Source organism: Bacillus sp. FSL W7-1034 (assembly GCF_038593365.1).
In the GTDB taxonomy this organism is placed as follows: domain Bacteria; phylum Bacillota; class Bacilli; order Bacillales; family Bacillaceae; genus Bacillus; species Bacillus altitudinis.
In genome coordinates this window covers 2,067,512-2,083,233 of sequence record NZ_CP151989.1, presented here as the reverse complement: position 1 = coordinate 2,083,233, position 15,722 = coordinate 2,067,512, and the positions used below count along the sequence as shown (strand labels likewise).

The window sequence follows — 15,722 nt, the reverse complement described above, 5'->3', positions numbered from 1 at the left end:
AAATTTTTTCTAATTCAGTTATAAAGTAGCTGACGACCTGAGGGGGGGAGAAAAAAATGAGCGAGAAGAGACATGGAGTGTCCAGGCGTCAATTTTTGAATTACACGTTGACCGGCGTGGGGGGATTTATGGCCGCTGGAATGCTCATGCCTATGGTTCGCTTTGCGCTTGACCCAGTGCTAAAAGGAACAGAGGATCAGGATATGGTTCAAGTTGTCAGTGTAGATGAACTGACAAAAGAACCGAAGCGCTTTGACTTTAAAATTGATCAAGTAGATGCATGGTATGAGTCAAAGGAATCTAGGTCTGCATGGGTGTACAAAGAAGGGGATGAAATTGTCGCTTTATCGCCAATCTGTAAACATTTAGGATGTACAGTGAACTGGAACAGTGATCCGAAAAATCCAAACAAATTTTTCTGCCCATGCCATTATGGGCTGTACGACAAGGATGGTACAAACGTACCCGGAACTCCGCCGCTTGCTCCGCTTGACCATTATAAGCAGCAAGTGAAGGACGGATACCTCTATCTTGGAAAAGCTGTGCCGAAAGGGGAAGGGTAACGATGCTTAACAAGATTTACGATTGGGTAGATGAGCGGCTGGACATCACACCGATATGGAGAGACATTGCGGATCATGAAGTGCCAGAGCACGTCAATCCAGCACATCATTTCTCTGCTTTTGTGTATTGTTTTGGCGGTTTAACGTTTTTTGTGACGGTCATTCAAGTCCTTTCGGGCATGTTTTTAACGATGTATTATGTACCGGATATTAAAAACGCATGGGAATCTGTCTATTATTTGCAAAATGAAGTGGCATTCGGACAGATTGTAAGAGGGATGCACCACTGGGGTGCGAGTCTAGTCATTGTTATGATGTTTTTACATACGCTGAGGGTCTTTTTCCAAGGGGCGTATAAAAAGCCTAGAGAGCTAAACTGGATTGTCGGTGTGCTCATTTTCTTTGTGATGCTTGGACTTGGTTTTACAGGATATCTTTTACCGTGGGATATGAAGGCGCTATTTGCGACGAAGGTTGGTCTTCAAATTGCAGAGGCGACACCTTTCATTGGGAAAGAGATTAAAACGCTGCTTGCAGGTCATCCTGACATTGTAGGTGCACAAACGCTGACGAGATTTTTCGCTATCCATGTCTTTTTCTTGCCAGCGGCATTATTTGGGCTGATGGCTGCCCACTTTATTATGATTCGTAAGCAAGGAATTTCTGGACCGCTGTAAAATTTTGCGTTTGATGAATGTTCAATGAGGAGGGGATGACTTTGCATAGGGGAAAAGGGATGAAGTTTGTCGGAGATTCCAGAATACCGGCAGAAAGAAAACCTAACATACCTAAAGACTATTCCGAATATCCGGGAAAAACCGAAGCCTTTTGGCCGAACTTTCTTTTAAAGGAATGGCTTGTAGGTGCTGTTTTTTTAATTGGATTTCTTGTCCTAACTGTTGTTCATGCACCTCCGCTTGAGCGGATGGCTGATCCGACAGATACGGGCTATATTCCGCTGCCAGACTGGTATTTCTTATTTTTGTACCAGTTGTTAAAATATGAGTTTGCTGCAGGGAGCTATACAGTAGTTGGCGCAATGATTATGCCTGGAATTGCGTTTGGTGCTCTTTTACTCGCACCATTTCTTGATTCTGGTCCTGAACGCAGGCCATATCGAAGACCAATTGCAGTTGGGATGATGATTCTTGCAGTTGGTGCAGCAACCTATTTAACATGGGAGTCTGTTGCTACTCATGACTGGGAAGCAGCAGCGAAGCAAGGTGAAATCAAGAAAGAAGCAGAGATTGATACCTCAGCTGAAGAGTATAAAATTTATCAAGAGCAGACATGTATCTCCTGTCACGGAGATAATATGCAAGGCGGGGCAGCTGGACCGTCACTTGTTGACAATGGCTTAGCACCAGAGGAAATTGCGAAAATCGCTGTAGAAGGAAAAGGCAACATGCCTAAGGGCATTTTTAAAGGCAGCGATGAAGAACTTGAAAAGCTCTCGAAATATTTATCTGAGGTCAAATCTAAATAATTCAGTTGTTTAAATGCAAGTACAAGGATATACTCAAAAGGAGAAAAAAGCTGGCGCTGTCAGCTTTTTTCTGATTTTAACAGATCGTGAGTGAAGAGAAATATGAGATGGATTCAATATCTGCTAGCCACACGCTACATGCTTGTGCTCGTGCTCATTGTCAACTTTCTTGGCACTGCGTACGGCTATTACTGGTATATTCCGCAGCTCGTAGAGACGCCGGCTGTCTTTTTACCTTTTGTACCGGACAGTCCGACGGCAAGCTTTTTCTTTTTATTTGTATTACTAGCCTTTCTAATGAAACGCCATGCTCCTTATTTTGAAGCACTGGCCCTTGTCACCTTGATCAAATATGGATTATGGGCTGTAGGGATGAATCTTTTCGTGCTCGTTTCTGTTGATGATTTTCCGTGGGAAGGATATATGCTAATTGGTTCGCACTTTGCGATGGCGTTACAGGCTGTGTTATTTGCGCCGTATTATCGTTTTCACATGCGTCATTTGGTTGTAGCAGGCATATGGATTTTACATAATGATGTGATTGATTATGTGTTTGGAATGATGCCGCGTTATTCTATGCTTTCTGCCTATTCAAATGAGATCGGCTACGTGACGTTTTGGTTAAGTATTGCCGTTCTTCTTGTTTCGTATTATCTTGTCCTCTCGAAAAAATCGGTCAAGCTTGAACTCCCTTAACAATGTTGGTCTAACCTTGTCCTTTTCTTCATACGCTGTATGGAGAAAGGCTAGGAGGGACTTGCATGAAACGAAAGTCAATCGCGATGATTCTATTATTATTTCTCGTCTTGCATCCAGCTGCTGCAAAAGGTGAGGAAACAACAGCTGCTAAAGTGCTGCAAGAATTAACGGAACTATCAGATTCAATCTTTCAATTAACGAGACAAGCTAAATATGATGAGGCATTACAAGTCGCATTATATGCTGAAAAGACATTTAAAGCTGAGAATTGGCGTGGAACTCTGACGAATACGCAGGTTCGGCAAATTACACTTGGCTATCAAGATATCATTAAAGGACTCCCGCAGGAAGACTTAAATGAGCGCGAAAAACTTCGGTATGCCTCTCAGTTTAGAATGCTTCTTGATGCGATACAATCAAATTCGGAACCTCTTTGGGGTTCGCTCGAGAAGCCGATTATGGGGTCTTTTCCGACATTAAAGAAAGAAGTAAAAGATCCAGAATCGACGACGTTCTATGAAACTTGGAATGAGCTGGTTTCATTGTATGATATGATTTATCCGAGTTTAACCATTGATATCTCGCCTGAAAAGCTGCAGACGATTAAGCAGCACATGGAAGTAATTGAACAAGGTGAATTTTTAAAAGCATCGAGTGGGACAAAGCTTGAGCGTCTCACGAAACTTGAAGAAGATTTATCAAGTGTGTTTGCGAACGTTGATCAAGATGAAGCGGATCCATCGCTTTTATGGGTCATCTTAACAACAGGAAGTATGATTTTACTCACTCTAACGTATGTTGGGTTTAGGAAATACCGTGCTGAAAAAGAAAAAAAGCAAAAGCGACAAGCCGATTATCCAAAATCATAAAAAAAGAAGCACCGTTATCGGGCTTCTTTTTTTAGTGGGGATTGAGCGGCTTTTTATGTTCATCTAATGTGAAGCCTTCACCAAGTACGTCATGCACGTCACTCACTGATACAAAGGCATGAGGATCGACGGAAGTTACGACGCTCTTGAGGTGGACAAGCTCATTTTTTGGAACGACGCAGTAAAGGACGTTGCGTTCCTGTTTCGTATAGGAGCCGACACCCTTTAAAATGGTCACTCCGCGCTCCATTTCCTCTGTGATTTTCTTTTGAATGATGTCATCCTTTTCAGAAATAATCATCGCTCCTTTGGCAGCGTAAGCGCCTTCTTGCATGAAGTCGATGACTTTTGCAGCAACAAATACGGCAACAAGTGTATACATGGCTTCTTTGTAATTTAAATAGGTGAGAGAGATGGTAATGACGCATGCGTCGAAGATAAACATCGTTCTTCCCATTGCGACTTGATAATGTTTGTTGATCAGTCTTGCAATAATGTCCACGCCGCCTGTTGTCCCGCCGAATTTAAAGATGATTCCGAGGCCTGTTCCGATAAATACACCTGCAAAGAGTGCGGCTAAGGCTAAATCGTGCTGAAGAGGCATATGTATTTGAAAGCGCTGGAAGATGGCTAGAAAGACAGAAAGACTGACGGTTCCGACAATTGTATATGTAAACATGGTTCTGCCAAGCATTTTCCAGCCGATAAAAAAGATCGGAATGTTTAAAACAAGGTTTGAAATAGATGGGTCAATGTGAAATAGAAAATATAAAAGCAGTGTGATACCTGTAAATCCGCCTTCCGCCAAGTTGTTCTGCATATTAAAATGAACAAGGCCGAAAGAAAAAATCGCAGATCCTATTAAAATAAATACGATATTTTTAAGACGAATTTCTTTTAGCAAAAGATCACTCCTTTTTTTGCTTAGACAGCGATAATATTATATGGTATGGAAGAGAAACAAGCAAACTGAGTTTTAAACATTTGTCAAATATTTATGATTTCGCTAACATGTAAGAGATGGATAGGAGGATGAGCTTCATGACGAATGAAAAAACGCTGCGTCACGTGCAGCAAGAAGTCGATGATTACATAGGACAATTTAAAGAAGGCTATTTCAGCCCGCTTGCCATGATGGCCCGTCTGACAGAAGAATTAGGTGAGCTGGCAAGAGAGGTCAACCATTACTATGGAGAAAAGCCGAAAAAAACATCAGAAACAGAAAAAAGCATGGAAGAAGAAATTGGCGATGTGCTGTTTGTGTTAACATGCCTTGCCAATTCACTCAATATATCACTTGAAGAAGCCCATGATCGTGTGATGCATAAATTCAATACAAGAGACAAAGACCGCTGGACGAAAAAAGAAGGGAAGTAGAGAAGATGACGAATCAAACCATCAAAGTAGTAATCGCTGGAGCAAGAGGAAGAATGGGGATAGAGGCTGTCAAGCTGGCAGAAGAAACAAGCCACTTCGAACTAGTAGCAGCACTTGATCACACACATGAGGGGAAAAAGCTATCAGATGTGCTTCATACAACATCTGATGCGCCCATTTATACAGATATTGACGTGTGTCTTTCAGAAACAGCACCGGATGTATTAATTGATTTGACGACCCCAGAAATCGGGAAAGTACATACAAAAAAAGCCCTTGAACATGGCGTACGTCCAGTCGTAGGCACAACAGGTTTTTCAGAAGACGACCTAAAAGAACTTCAGCAATTAACAGAAGAAAAAGGGATAGGCTGTATTATTGCGCCTAACTTTGCTGTTGGTGCTGTTTTAATGATGAAGTTTGCCAAAATGGCAGCAAATTATTTTCCTGATGTTGAAATCATTGAGCTTCATCATGATAAAAAATTGGACGCTCCGAGCGGTACAGGACTAAAAACGGCTGAAATGATTGCTGAAGTAAGAGAAAGCAAAAAGCAGGGGCACCCTGAAGAAAAAGAACTAATCGAAGGTGCTCGAGGAGCAGATTATGATGGCATCCGTCTTCACAGCGTAAGGCTTCCAGGCATGATTGCTCATCAAGAAGTGCTGTTTGGAATGGACGGACAGACGCTCACGATCCGTCATGATTCTTATAACCGTGCATCCTTTATGTCAGGTGTGAAGCTTTCTGTTGAACAGGTGATGCATATTGATCAACTCGTCTATGGCTTAGAAAATATTATCGACTAATAAGGAGTGGATCCCTGATGAACATTGCTTTAATCGCTCACGATAAGAAAAAAAGTGACATGATTCAATTCGCCATTGCGTATCGAGATCTTTTGGCAGATCATACACTTTATGCAACAGGAACCACAGGTTTAAGAGTGAAAGAAGCGACTGGGCTGCCCATTCATCGTTTCCAATCAGGACCACTTGGAGGAGATCAGCAGATCGGTGCTATGATTGCTGATAATGCAATGGATCTTGTGCTCTTTTTTAGAGACCCTCTCACTGCACAGCCGCATGAACCGGATGTATCTGCACTCATCCGGCTTTGCGATGTGTATGCCATCCCATTAGCAACCAATATGGGGACTGCCGAAATTTTAGTCAGGAATTTAAATAAAGGTACGTTTGATTTTCGAGATGTAGCAAAAAACGGAGGAACGCATGAAACCACTTGATATCCTTGCATTCGGTGCCCATAGCGATGATGTAGAGATCGGTATGGGTGGAACGATTGCAAAATACGTAAAAAAAGGGGCACGTGTTGGGATTTGTGACTTGACTCAGGCTGAATTATCTTCAAATGGAACGGTTGAAAGCCGAAAAGAAGAGGCCAGAGCAGCCGCTGCCATTTTAGGCGTCACGACTCGAATCCAGCTCACGCTGCCAGATAGAGGACTTTATCTGAATGACGAAGCGATGAAAGAAATTGCAGGTGTCATCCGAACATACAAACCGAGACTTATTTTTGCCCCGCACCACCAAGATCGGCATCCTGATCATGGTCATGCGGGTTCACTTGTAGAAGAGGCCGCTTTTTCTGCAGGTATACATAAATTTGAAGATTCATACAAGCAGCCAGCGCATAAAATAAGCCAGATGTATTATTACATGATTAATGGCCACCATCGTCCAGATTTTGTGATCGATATCTCAGACGAGATGAAGCAAAAAATTGATAGCTTACATGCGTATAAAAGCCAATTTGTCAAAACAGAGAGTTCAGTGGAGACACCGCTTGTAAATGGTTATATCGATTTTGTCAAAATGAGAGAGTCGATGTATGGAAGGGAAGTCAATAAACCTTTTGCAGAAGGGTTTCTGACAAAGAAGCCACTTTTGATGGACGATGACTTACTTGGGGGGTAATTATGAAAAAATTGAAGATCGGAATCACTTGTTATCCGAGTGTTGGCGGTTCGGGCATTATTGCCACAGAGCTTGGAAAACGTTTAGCTGAAAAAGGGCACGATGTTCATTTCATTACCTCAAGTATTCCGTTTAGACTCAATAAAGTGTATCCGAATATTTATTTTCATGAGGTGGATGTCAATCAATATGCTGTATTTCAATATCCGCCTTATGACCTTGCACTGGCAAGTAAACTCGCAGAAGTCGCAAAACGAGAGAAGCTTGATATTATTCATGCGCATTATGCGGTCCCTCACGCTGTCTGTGCGTTCTTAGCCAAACAAATGACTGGACAGTCTGTCAAAGTCGTCACCACCCTTCACGGGACGGATATTACGGTTTTAGGCTATGACCCATCTTTAAAGGAAGTCATCCGGTTTGCGATCGAATCATCTGACCGCGTAACAGCTGTATCACATTCATTAGCTGCGCAGACATACGATCTGATTAAACCGAATAAAAAAATTGATACGATCCATAATTTCGTCGATGAGCGTGTATATTTGCGTGAAGATCACGAAGTGCTGAAGACGCATTATGGTCTTCTGCAGGATGAGAAGGTCGTCATCCATGTATCAAATTTCCGTAAAGTGAAGCGGGTGCATGACGTAATCCATGTGTTTAAACAGATTTCTGAACAGGTGAATGCAAAACTGCTACTGATTGGGGACGGACCTGAAAAATCGGTTGTTTGCGAGCTTGTGAAAAAGCTTGGATTAACGGACCGCGTGTTATTTTTAGGAAAGCAAGAGAAGGTGGAGGAGCTCTATTCGATTAGTGATTTGAAGCTGCTGCTTTCTGAGAAAGAGAGTTTTGGTCTTGTACTACTTGAAGCAATGGCATGCGGAGTACCTTGTATAGGAACAGACGTTGGAGGAATTCCAGAGGTGATTGCACATGGAGAGACAGGATTCCTTGTTCCGCTTGGTGATGTAGATGGAGCAGCAAAACATGCCATCTCTATTCTGAAAGACAATGCGCTCCATAAGCAAATATCGATGGCAGCCAAGTCTAGTGTTGAAGCCAATTTCTCTTCTAACAAAATTGTGAGAGAGTATGAAGAGCTTTACTTAGAATTGATCGAAGGTGATGTTGAAGATGAATGAACCATTCACACATGCGATCCCTATTTTACATACACTGCATGAACATGGGTATCAAGCTTATTTTGTCGGCGGTGCGGTGAGAGATGTCCTTTTAGGCAGGGAAATTGGAGATATCGATATTGCGACAGATGCCACACCTGATGTGGTGGAGTCTTTATTTGATAAAACAGTAGATGTCGGCAAAGAGCATGGCACTGTTATTGTGTTACTTGACGGGGTCAGCTATGAGGTCACTACGTTTCGGACTGAATCAGAATATGAAGACTTTCGCCGGCCTAAAGAAGTGGCGTTTATTTCATCACTAAAAGAAGATCTTTTAAGAAGAGATTTAACGATCAATGCAGTGGCCATGGATATTCATGGTGACATCATTGACCATGTAGGCGGCAAGCGGGATATTAAGCGAAGACGAATTCAAACGGTTGGAGATCCTGCATGCCGCTTTCAAGAAGATGCGCTTCGGATGATGAGAGCGGTGCGGTTTTTAAGCCAGCTCGGGTTTGAGCTTTCTAAAGAGACGGAAGAAGCAATGAAAAAAGATAAACATCTGCTTGCTAACATATCTGTTGAACGCAAAAAAATCGAAATGGAAAAACTTTTAAAAGGCCGCTACTGTGAACAAGCCATCAAGGTGCTCATCTCCACCAAATTGTATGAAGAATTGCCCGGCCTCAAAAAGGAACAGCTGAATGAAACGTTCCAAGCTTTCCCGTATTATTTATTGGATGGGTTAGATGAGGTGTGGGGAGCCTTTATCCATTTACTTGGTCTAGATGAGGCGGAGGCAGTGTCCTTTTTAAAAGAATGGAAGTTATCAACGAAACTTTTAAAAGAAGCCGTTGCCATTAGCAAATATGTTGATTGTGACTGGGATGCGGAAAAAATGTTTGAAGCTGGTGAACATGTCCTGCTTTCTAGTATGAAAATCACGCAGCTCAAACATGAGCGCCGCATTTTCTTTGATGAGCTGGAGGCGGCGAAACGTTCATATGATGCGTTGCCGATTAAACAGCTTCAAGACCTTGCAGTGTCAGGAAAAGATTTGATGGCCTTTCGGCAAAAGCCAGCTGGTAAATGGATTGCAGAAGAGCTTTCTTCTGTAAAAAAAGCCGTATTGCAAAACCAGCTTGAAAACCGAAAAGAAGCCATAGAGGAGTGGCTCATAGCGTGCGATCAGCGATTAGAAAACGATTAATTGAACTATTTACAGCATCTGAGCAAGATTTTGTCTCAAGCCAGCAAATATGTGATGAGCTTGGCTGCTCCCGAACGGCAGTATGGAAGCATATAGAGGATTTGCGAAAAGAGGGATATGAGGTCGAAGCGGTCAGAAGAAAAGGATACCGGCTGCTTCGTAAACCGGACAAAATTAGTGAAGACGAAATTCTGTTTGGTTTGGAAACAGAGCTGTTTGGCAGGCATATTTACTTTCAAGAAGAAGTCGCCTCAACTCAGCTCATTGCCCATGACCTCGTCAATAAAGGAGCCCCGCACGGCTCGCTTGTTGTCAGTGATCATCAGACAAACGGAAAAGGCCGCCTTCAAAGAACGTGGCATTCACCAAATGGGACAGGCATTTGGATGAGTTTGATTCTCCGGCCGGAAATACCGCTGCACAAAGCGCCGCAAATGACGCTTTTAGCATCTGTCGCCATCGCTGAAGCCATAGCGCAGCAAACGGGTCTCAGTCCATCAATCAAATGGCCAAACGATATTTTGCTAAACGGAAAAAAGGTCGTTGGTATTTTGACTGAATTAAAAGCAGAAGCTGACCAAGTTCACGCAGTCATTATTGGTCCAGGCATTAACGTGAATCAGACGGCAAATGATTTTCCTGAAGAATTAAAGGATGTTGCGACGAGTTTGCAAATGGAGCTGGGTGAAAAGATAGACAGAGCGGCATTGATTCAAACCATCATGTCCACCTTTGAAAAAAGGTATGATGAATATATGACTTATGGTTTTGCTCCGATCAAACAATTATGGGAAGCGTATGCGATGACCATTGGAAAGCGTATCATCGCACGCACCGTCAATGGACAATATGCTGGAACGGCGCTTGGGATTAATGATGAAGGGGTCCTTTTACTCGAAACGGAGGGCGGAATCCAAAACATCTACTCCGCTGACATTGAGATCAAGTCAACTTAAGTGGAACACCCGGCACATTTTTGATATACTTCGTGTGGACAGTATCTGAAAAAGAACTGTACCTGTTAGGAAGAAAAATTCGATAAATTTCTGCCTTGATCCTAAGGGACTTGGACAGAGGGATGATTCGTCTGCACATGAGAGATAAAAGCGTGTGAGATCAGACAAGCCATCTCCTCTCCAGAATGAGGAGGAACAAATGAAGACAAAGTTAGATTTTTTCAAAATGAAAGAACAAAACGAACCTATTGTGATGCTGACAGCATACGACTATCCAGCTGCAAAGCAAGCGGAAAAAGCGGAAGTCGACATGATCTTAGTTGGTGACTCACTTGGGATGGTTGTCCTTGGACTTGATTCCACAGTGCAAGTGACGATGGATGATATGATTCATCACACAAAAGCAGTCAAAAGAGGCGCAAAAGACACATTTGTTGTGACGGATATGCCATTTATGTCTTATCATTATTCTTTAGAAGAAACGATGAAAAATGCAGCACGCATTATGCAAGAAAGCGGTGCTGATGCCTTAAAGCTTGAAGGTGGAGACGGAGTATTTGAATCTATCCAAGCACTTACAAGAGGCGGTATTCCTGTTGTAAGCCATTTAGGGCTGACCCCTCAATCAGTCGGTGTCCTTGGCGGCTATAAAGTGCAAGGAAAAGACAAAGAGAGTGCACAGAAATTGATTGAAGATAGTCTGAAATGCGAGGAAGCAGGCGCCATCGCTCTTGTGTTAGAGTGTGTACCTGGTGAACTGACAAAACGGATTACTGACATGCTAAAGATTCCTGTGATCGGAATTGGGGCAGGGGCTGAAGCAGATGGACAAGTTCTCGTTTACCATGATGTGGTAGGGTACGGCGTGTCTAGAACACCTAAATTTGTGAAACAATACGCGCAAATCGATGCTGTATTAGAAGAAGCGCTCATACAATATACAAAAGAAGTAAAAGCACGCACATTCCCAGAGGATGCTCATACCTTTCATATGAAAGAAGAAGTCCTTGATGGTTTATATGGGGGGATCAAGGAATGAAGGTTGTCTCCCATATTCATGAACTAAAAGAAATGATCAAGCAGCATCAAAAGAAGCAGCATTCCATTGGATTTGTCCCTACAATGGGTTTCCTTCATGAAGGACATCTTACGCTTGCAAAAGAAGCAAGAGATCAAAATGACATCGTAGTGATGAGCATCTTTGTTAATCCATTACAATTTGGACCGAATGAAGACTTTGAATCCTATCCAAGAGATATGAAAAGAGACCAGCGTCTTGCCGAAGAAACTGGAGTAGATATATTATTTACACCTGATGTGAAGGAAATGTACAAAGATGAGCCATCGATTACGATGACTGTTCAAAAGCGTACAGACGTCTTATGCGGGAAGAAACGCCCAGGACACTTCGACGGCGTTGTCACGGTGCTGACAAAGCTGTTTCACCTTGTCGCACCAACCAATGTATACTTTGGTCTAAAGGATGCACAGCAAGTCGCTGTTATCGATGCGATGATCAAGGATTTCTTTTTTGATCTTCACCTTGTGTCTGTTCCTACTGTTCGAGAAGAAGACGGTTTAGCGAAAAGTTCAAGGAACGTGTATCTGTCTGAAACAGAAAGGCAAGAAGCACCTGCTTTATACCGGGCATTAAAAAAAGGACAGACAGCTGTAGAAAATGGTGAACATGATGTAAATCGTATTTATCAATTAGTGGAAGAGGAGATTCTTCAAACGAGTGGAGAAATCGATTATATTGACATTTACTCCTACCCAGAGCTTGAACCCCTTCAGCACATAACGGGCCAAGTGATCATTGCCATTGCTGTGAAGTTCTCCCGGGCAAGACTGATTGATAATGTGATTTTCCATGTTCCTGAAAGCGGTGAAAAACATGTATAGAACTTTTATGACCTCGAAACTTCATAAAGCGACAGTGACTGAAGCAAACTTACACTATGTAGGCAGTATTACTATCGACGAAGATTTGCTTGATGCGGCAGGCATGATGGCAAATGAGAAAGTGCAAATTGTTAATAATCACAATGGTGCTAGACTTGAAACATATATCATCCCTGGAGAAAGAAAGAGCGGTGTCATTTGTTTAAATGGTGCGGCAGCAAGATTGGTTCAGCCAGGAGATGAAGTCATTATTATCGCTTATGGGATGTTGTCAGAGGAAGAAGCGAAATCGCACACACCTAAAGTGGTCGTGTTAAATAAACAAAATCAAATTGAACAAATGATTGGGCAAGAGCCTGCGAGAACGATTTTATAACGCACGCTCACATGGAAACAGAACAGTTTCATCATAAGGAAGCTGTTCTGTTTCAGCTATATTGCCCAGAGTGTGTTTCACTATGAGTGGAACGAGGAATTGAGGTGTCCATTTTATGACCGATCAAAGGTTTGTTGTCGTTGATATTGAAACCACCGGGAATTCACCAAAAAAAGGTGATAAAATCATTCAAATTGCTGCGGTGGTCATTGAAAATGGACAAATTGTCGAACGGTATTCAAAATATGTGAACCCAGGGAAAACGATTCCTGGATTTATTGAACAGCTGACAGGTATTAAGCAGCACATGGTTGATGACGCGGTGTTTTTTGAGGACATTGCCCAAGAGGTGTATGATCTCATACAGGGCGCTTATTTTGTTGCGCACAATGTTCATTTTGATTTGAACTTTTTAAACGATGAACTAAAAGCATGCGGGAAAAATGAGCTGGATGTGCTAGCGATTGATACGGTTGAAATTTCTAGAATTCTTTATCCTGAGCTTGAAGGTTATAAGCTAACTGAATTAAGCGAAGAGCTCATGCTTCCACATGACCACCCGCACAGAGCGGATAGTGATGCGGAAGTTACTGCCATGTTATTTTTAACCTTATTACATCAATTAAGGAATACACCGCCAAATGTGTTAAAACAGCTGCGCAGATTATCCTCTTATCTTCTAAGTGATATAGGACTTTTAATTAAGCAGCTTGAAACCAATCACTCTAGTCAGGATGATTCGCTTGTAGAAGTAGGATCTTTTGCTGTGAAAGATGTGACCAATCCTATCACTGAATCGACATATGCAGTAGGCGCTGACGACGAGCAACTGTTTGAGGAGATAAAAGAGAAACTTCCTCAAACATTAGAAGGCTATGAAGTAAGAGAAGGCCAGCTCACGATGATGAACAAAGTAAGAGATGCGTTCCATGAAAGAGCTTATGCGTTAATTGAAGCGGCGCCAGGAATCGGGAAAACACTCGCTTATCTTATACCAGCTGCTTTAGAAGCAAAGAAATCAGGAAAACCTGTCATTATCAGTACATATTCAATTTTACTGCAGCAGCAAATGCTTCAGCGCGATGTTCCGCTACTCAAGCAATTGCTCCCATTTGAGCCAGCCGCCTGTGTGTTTAAAGGGCGGGCACATTATATTTGTTTAGATAAGTTTGAGCATGTCTTGCATGAGGAAGATGATAACTATGATGTTGTCTTAACAAAAGCGCAAATTTTAATGTGGCTTCTTGTCACTGAAACAGGTGATTTGTCTGAACTGAATTTACCGTCAGGAGCTGCAAATATAAAAGACCGTATCTCTTGTGTGCACATGCCATTTACATCGAAAAAACGCCGTTTTAAAGAACATTGTTTTTATGAACGGGCTAAACGAAAGGCTCAAACCGCTGATTTAATTTTGACGAATCACCGTCTGCTTTTATCTCAAACAGAAGGAGCTTCTATCTTTCAGCATGCAGATGTCTATGTGATTGATGAGGCCCACCAATTTGAAAAAACAGCCAATGAAACGCTAGGTGACAGTGCGTCTTATATCCAGCTTCATGCGAAATTAACGCAGCTTGGCTCTTTGCATGGCGGGCTGCTTAAGAAATTGAAAAAGAGATTTCATGGGGCAGGTTTATCAACTGACACCTTTATTGAAATGGACGAGTATCTTCAGCAGCTTCAGATGGAAAGTGACGCATTTTTTAGTACCGTACATTCTTTTGTCAAAAGGACAAAACCAAAAGCGGACATCAATCGTCTCATTCATAGAGTCCGTCATCATTCAAAACATGCTCAGTGGGTCCGAATTAAAGAATCAGCGAGTAAGCTTTGTTCGTTATTGATTGCTTGTGAGAAACTGTATGAGCAGCAAAAAAATGAGTTACTTCACAAAAGTGATCAGTTCATAGAACACTTTGCATTTGAAGCAGAAGAATACGATCAAGTGATGTCATTTATGCAGACATTCTGCAGTACGCTGTACCGGTTTATCTTTGAACCAAACAATGATGAAACCGTTTGGATTGAGATTGATGCAAAGGGTGCCAAGAATGCTGTCTTTATGCACGCGCAGCCGCTGGATACAGGGGAGCTGCTAGCTGATCGGTTCTTTATGAACAAAAAAAGCGTTGTCCTCACATCAGGGACGCTTACCATCAATCAACGCTTTGATTATTGCTTGGAACGTTTTGGCCTGCAAGATTTTTACCCACACCTTGTCCAAATTGATTCACCTTTTGAACTTGAAAAACAGCTTAAGGTCGTTGTACCTGCTGACATGCCGCCGATCACAAACCGTGATGAACGCGAATATGTGAAGCAAGCTGCAAAATATATTAAGATCATGGAAAAACAGGATCAAGCGAAAATATTGGTGTTATTTAATTCACATGAGATGTTAAAAGCAGTGTATGAAGAGCTGAAATCAGAAGGTATGCAATCGGCATTGTTTGCTCAAGGTTTGACAGGCGGGAGCCCTGTAAAATTGACAAAAATGTTCAAATTGGCTAAGCAGGCCATCTTGCTAGGAACAGGGAGTTTCTGGGAAGGTGTGGATTTTCCTGGCTCAGAGCTAACGACCGTCATTATGGCAAGGCTTCCTTTCCGACCACCCGATTCACCGCTCATTGAAGCAAAATGTGAAGCTGCAAAAAAACAGGGGAAGAATCCCTTTAAAGCCGTCGCTCTCCCGGAAGCTGTGTTAACTTTTAAGCAAGGAGCAGGCCGCTTGCTGCGCTCGGAAAAAGACATCGGAACATTGCTGATTTTAGACCGCCGAGTGAAAACCGCTTCGTATGGAAAACTATTTTTAGAATCACTTCATCATGCGCCAGTTCACGAGATGTCCAAAGAGTCGCTTGAGGCGTATATAGAAAAGCTTAACAACGAAAAGCCGCTGTCATAAGCGGCCTTTCACTGGTGTGGGTTTGGAGTTAATTTATCGTAACGGCTTTTTATGTTCCGTTGTAAAAATAGTATCGGTTCTCACATTGAAAAGTATGACTAACAATATTTACGTACCGAGGAGGAATTAGAAGTGGAAAGTAAAATAGAGGTACTTTCAACTGTTCAAATTAAGCATTCAGAAGACCTATACAAAATCGTCGATTTGCTGAACAGAACGCTTAAAAGGGAAGATCTTATGTTTGGATTAGCATTAGATCAAGAAGATCAAAATCAAGCGATATTTACCATATATCGCACATAGGGG

At 42.2% G+C, this 15,722-nt stretch carries 18 protein-coding genes; 17 read left to right on the top strand and 1 reads right to left on the bottom strand.

Annotated elements, in window-relative coordinates; all coding sequences use genetic code 11:
• Nucleotides 1–56: 56 nt before the first annotated feature.
• The 5 genes from NST73_RS10605 to ypjB all read left to right on the top strand — a co-directional run bounded on the left by NST73_RS10605 (nt 57) and on the right by ypjB (nt 3,617).
• Complete coding sequence (locus tag NST73_RS10605; protein ID WP_007500911.1) at nt 57–563, top strand: ubiquinol-cytochrome c reductase iron-sulfur subunit; 507 nt, start codon at nt 57–59, stop codon at nt 561–563.
• A gap of 2 nt (nt 564–565) precedes the next feature.
• Complete coding sequence (qcrB, locus tag NST73_RS10600; protein ID WP_003215804.1) at nt 566–1,240, top strand: menaquinol-cytochrome c reductase cytochrome b subunit; 675 nt, start codon at nt 566–568, stop codon at nt 1,238–1,240.
• Nucleotides 1,241–1,281: 41 nt separating this feature from the next.
• Nucleotides 1,282–2,049 (top strand): menaquinol-cytochrome c reductase cytochrome b/c subunit, encoded by a 768-nt coding sequence (locus NST73_RS10595; RefSeq protein ID WP_008344567.1) that lies wholly within the window; start codon nt 1,282–1,284, stop codon nt 2,047–2,049.
• A 102-nt stretch (nt 2,050–2,151) separates the two neighbouring features.
• Complete coding sequence (locus NST73_RS10590) at nt 2,152–2,745, top strand: DUF1405 domain-containing protein (RefSeq protein WP_342499084.1); 594 nt, start codon at nt 2,152–2,154, stop codon at nt 2,743–2,745.
• A gap of 65 nt (nt 2,746–2,810) precedes the next feature.
• Complete coding sequence (gene ypjB / locus NST73_RS10585) at nt 2,811–3,617, top strand: sporulation protein YpjB (protein WP_212338113.1); 807 nt, start codon at nt 2,811–2,813, stop codon at nt 3,615–3,617.
• Between the two features lie 31 nt (nt 3,618–3,648).
• Here the strand turns inward: ypjB and NST73_RS10580 are convergent, their stop codons facing one another.
• Nucleotides 3,649–4,521, bottom strand: coding sequence for a YitT family protein (locus NST73_RS10580; RefSeq protein ID WP_003215598.1), 873 nt, complete (start codon nt 4,519–4,521; stop codon nt 3,649–3,651).
• 137 nt (nt 4,522–4,658) lie between these two features.
• On the opposite strand from NST73_RS10580, the gene NST73_RS10575 reads away from it, so the two are divergent.
• From NST73_RS10575 to NST73_RS10520, 12 genes are all read left to right on the top strand, one after another.
• Nucleotides 4,659–4,994 carry a nucleotide pyrophosphohydrolase gene (locus NST73_RS10575; RefSeq protein ID WP_039165700.1) on the top strand — a complete coding sequence of 112 codons (336 nt, stop codon included), beginning with the start codon at nt 4,659–4,661 and terminating at the stop codon, nt 4,992–4,994.
• 5 nt (nt 4,995–4,999) lie between these two features.
• Entirely contained in the window at nt 5,000–5,803 is an 804-nt protein-coding gene (dapB, locus tag NST73_RS10570) for a 4-hydroxy-tetrahydrodipicolinate reductase (protein WP_017359745.1), read from the top strand.
• Between the two features lie 17 nt (nt 5,804–5,820).
• Complete coding sequence (mgsA, locus tag NST73_RS10565) at nt 5,821–6,240, top strand: methylglyoxal synthase (protein ID WP_035702930.1); 420 nt, start codon at nt 5,821–5,823, stop codon at nt 6,238–6,240.
• Nucleotides 6,227–6,931 carry a bacillithiol biosynthesis deacetylase BshB1 gene (gene bshB1 / locus NST73_RS10560; protein WP_024718519.1) on the top strand — a complete coding sequence of 235 codons (705 nt, stop codon included), beginning with the start codon at nt 6,227–6,229 and terminating at the stop codon, nt 6,929–6,931. The genes mgsA and bshB1 overlap by 14 nt, the downstream gene beginning before the upstream one ends.
• Nucleotides 6,932–6,933: 2 nt before the next feature.
• Nucleotides 6,934–8,079 carry an N-acetyl-alpha-D-glucosaminyl L-malate synthase BshA gene (gene bshA, locus NST73_RS10555; RefSeq protein WP_144679426.1) on the top strand — a complete coding sequence of 382 codons (1,146 nt, stop codon included), beginning with the start codon at nt 6,934–6,936 and terminating at the stop codon, nt 8,077–8,079.
• Nucleotides 8,072–9,274 carry a CCA tRNA nucleotidyltransferase gene (locus tag NST73_RS10550; RefSeq protein WP_144679429.1) on the top strand — a complete coding sequence of 401 codons (1,203 nt, stop codon included), beginning with the start codon at nt 8,072–8,074 and terminating at the stop codon, nt 9,272–9,274. Before bshA ends, NST73_RS10550 begins: the two co-directional genes overlap by 8 nt.
• Nucleotides 9,247–10,230 (top strand): biotin--[acetyl-CoA-carboxylase] ligase, encoded by a 984-nt coding sequence (locus NST73_RS10545; protein WP_144679431.1) that lies wholly within the window; start codon nt 9,247–9,249, stop codon nt 10,228–10,230. The genes NST73_RS10550 and NST73_RS10545 overlap by 28 nt, the downstream gene beginning before the upstream one ends.
• Before the next feature lie 199 nt (nt 10,231–10,429).
• Nucleotides 10,430–11,269, top strand: a complete 840-nt coding sequence (gene panB / locus NST73_RS10540) for a 3-methyl-2-oxobutanoate hydroxymethyltransferase (protein ID WP_008344587.1) — start codon at nt 10,430–10,432, stop codon at nt 11,267–11,269.
• Entirely contained in the window at nt 11,266–12,132 is an 867-nt protein-coding gene (gene panC / locus NST73_RS10535; protein WP_144679433.1) for a pantoate--beta-alanine ligase, read from the top strand. Before panB ends, panC begins: the two co-directional genes overlap by 4 nt.
• Complete coding sequence (gene panD / locus NST73_RS10530; protein WP_017359738.1) at nt 12,125–12,508, top strand: aspartate 1-decarboxylase; 384 nt, start codon at nt 12,125–12,127, stop codon at nt 12,506–12,508. The genes panC and panD overlap by 8 nt, the downstream gene beginning before the upstream one ends.
• A 115-nt stretch (nt 12,509–12,623) precedes the next feature.
• Nucleotides 12,624–15,416: an ATP-dependent DNA helicase DinG gene (gene dinG / locus NST73_RS10525; RefSeq protein WP_144679435.1), complete on the top strand. Its 2,793-nt coding sequence runs from the start codon at nt 12,624–12,626 to the stop codon at nt 15,414–15,416.
• Nucleotides 15,417–15,548: 132 nt separating this feature from the next.
• Complete coding sequence (locus NST73_RS10520; protein ID WP_008344594.1) at nt 15,549–15,719, top strand: YpmA family protein; 171 nt, start codon at nt 15,549–15,551, stop codon at nt 15,717–15,719.
• Nucleotides 15,720–15,722: the final 3 nt, after the last annotated feature.

Excerpts from the sequence above, each read along its gene's own strand:
- NST73_RS10605 (WP_007500911.1), top strand. The coding sequence starts at position 57 with ATGAGCGAGAAGAGACATGGAGTGTCCAGGCGTCAATTTTTGAATTAC.
- qcrB (WP_003215804.1), top strand. The coding sequence starts at position 566 with ATGCTTAACAAGATTTACGATTGGGTAGATGAGCGGCTGGACATCACA.
- NST73_RS10590 (WP_342499084.1), top strand. The coding sequence starts at position 2,152 with ATGAGATGGATTCAATATCTGCTAGCCACACGCTACATGCTTGTGCTC.
- ypjB (WP_212338113.1), top strand. The coding sequence starts at position 2,811 with ATGAAACGAAAGTCAATCGCGATGATTCTATTATTATTTCTCGTCTTG.
- NST73_RS10575 (WP_039165700.1), top strand. The coding sequence starts at position 4,659 with ATGACGAATGAAAAAACGCTGCGTCACGTGCAGCAAGAAGTCGATGAT.
- dapB (WP_017359745.1), top strand. The coding sequence starts at position 5,000 with ATGACGAATCAAACCATCAAAGTAGTAATCGCTGGAGCAAGAGGAAGA.
- mgsA (WP_035702930.1), top strand. The coding sequence starts at position 5,821 with ATGAACATTGCTTTAATCGCTCACGATAAGAAAAAAAGTGACATGATT.
- bshB1 (WP_024718519.1), top strand. The coding sequence starts at position 6,227 with ATGAAACCACTTGATATCCTTGCATTCGGTGCCCATAGCGATGATGTA.
- bshA (WP_144679426.1), top strand. The coding sequence starts at position 6,934 with ATGAAAAAATTGAAGATCGGAATCACTTGTTATCCGAGTGTTGGCGGT.
- NST73_RS10550 (WP_144679429.1), top strand. The coding sequence starts at position 8,072 with ATGAATGAACCATTCACACATGCGATCCCTATTTTACATACACTGCAT.
- panB (WP_008344587.1), top strand. The coding sequence starts at position 10,430 with ATGAAGACAAAGTTAGATTTTTTCAAAATGAAAGAACAAAACGAACCT.
- panC (WP_144679433.1), top strand. The coding sequence starts at position 11,266 with ATGAAGGTTGTCTCCCATATTCATGAACTAAAAGAAATGATCAAGCAG.
- panD (WP_017359738.1), top strand. The coding sequence starts at position 12,125 with ATGTATAGAACTTTTATGACCTCGAAACTTCATAAAGCGACAGTGACT.
- dinG (WP_144679435.1), top strand. The coding sequence starts at position 12,624 with ATGACCGATCAAAGGTTTGTTGTCGTTGATATTGAAACCACCGGGAAT.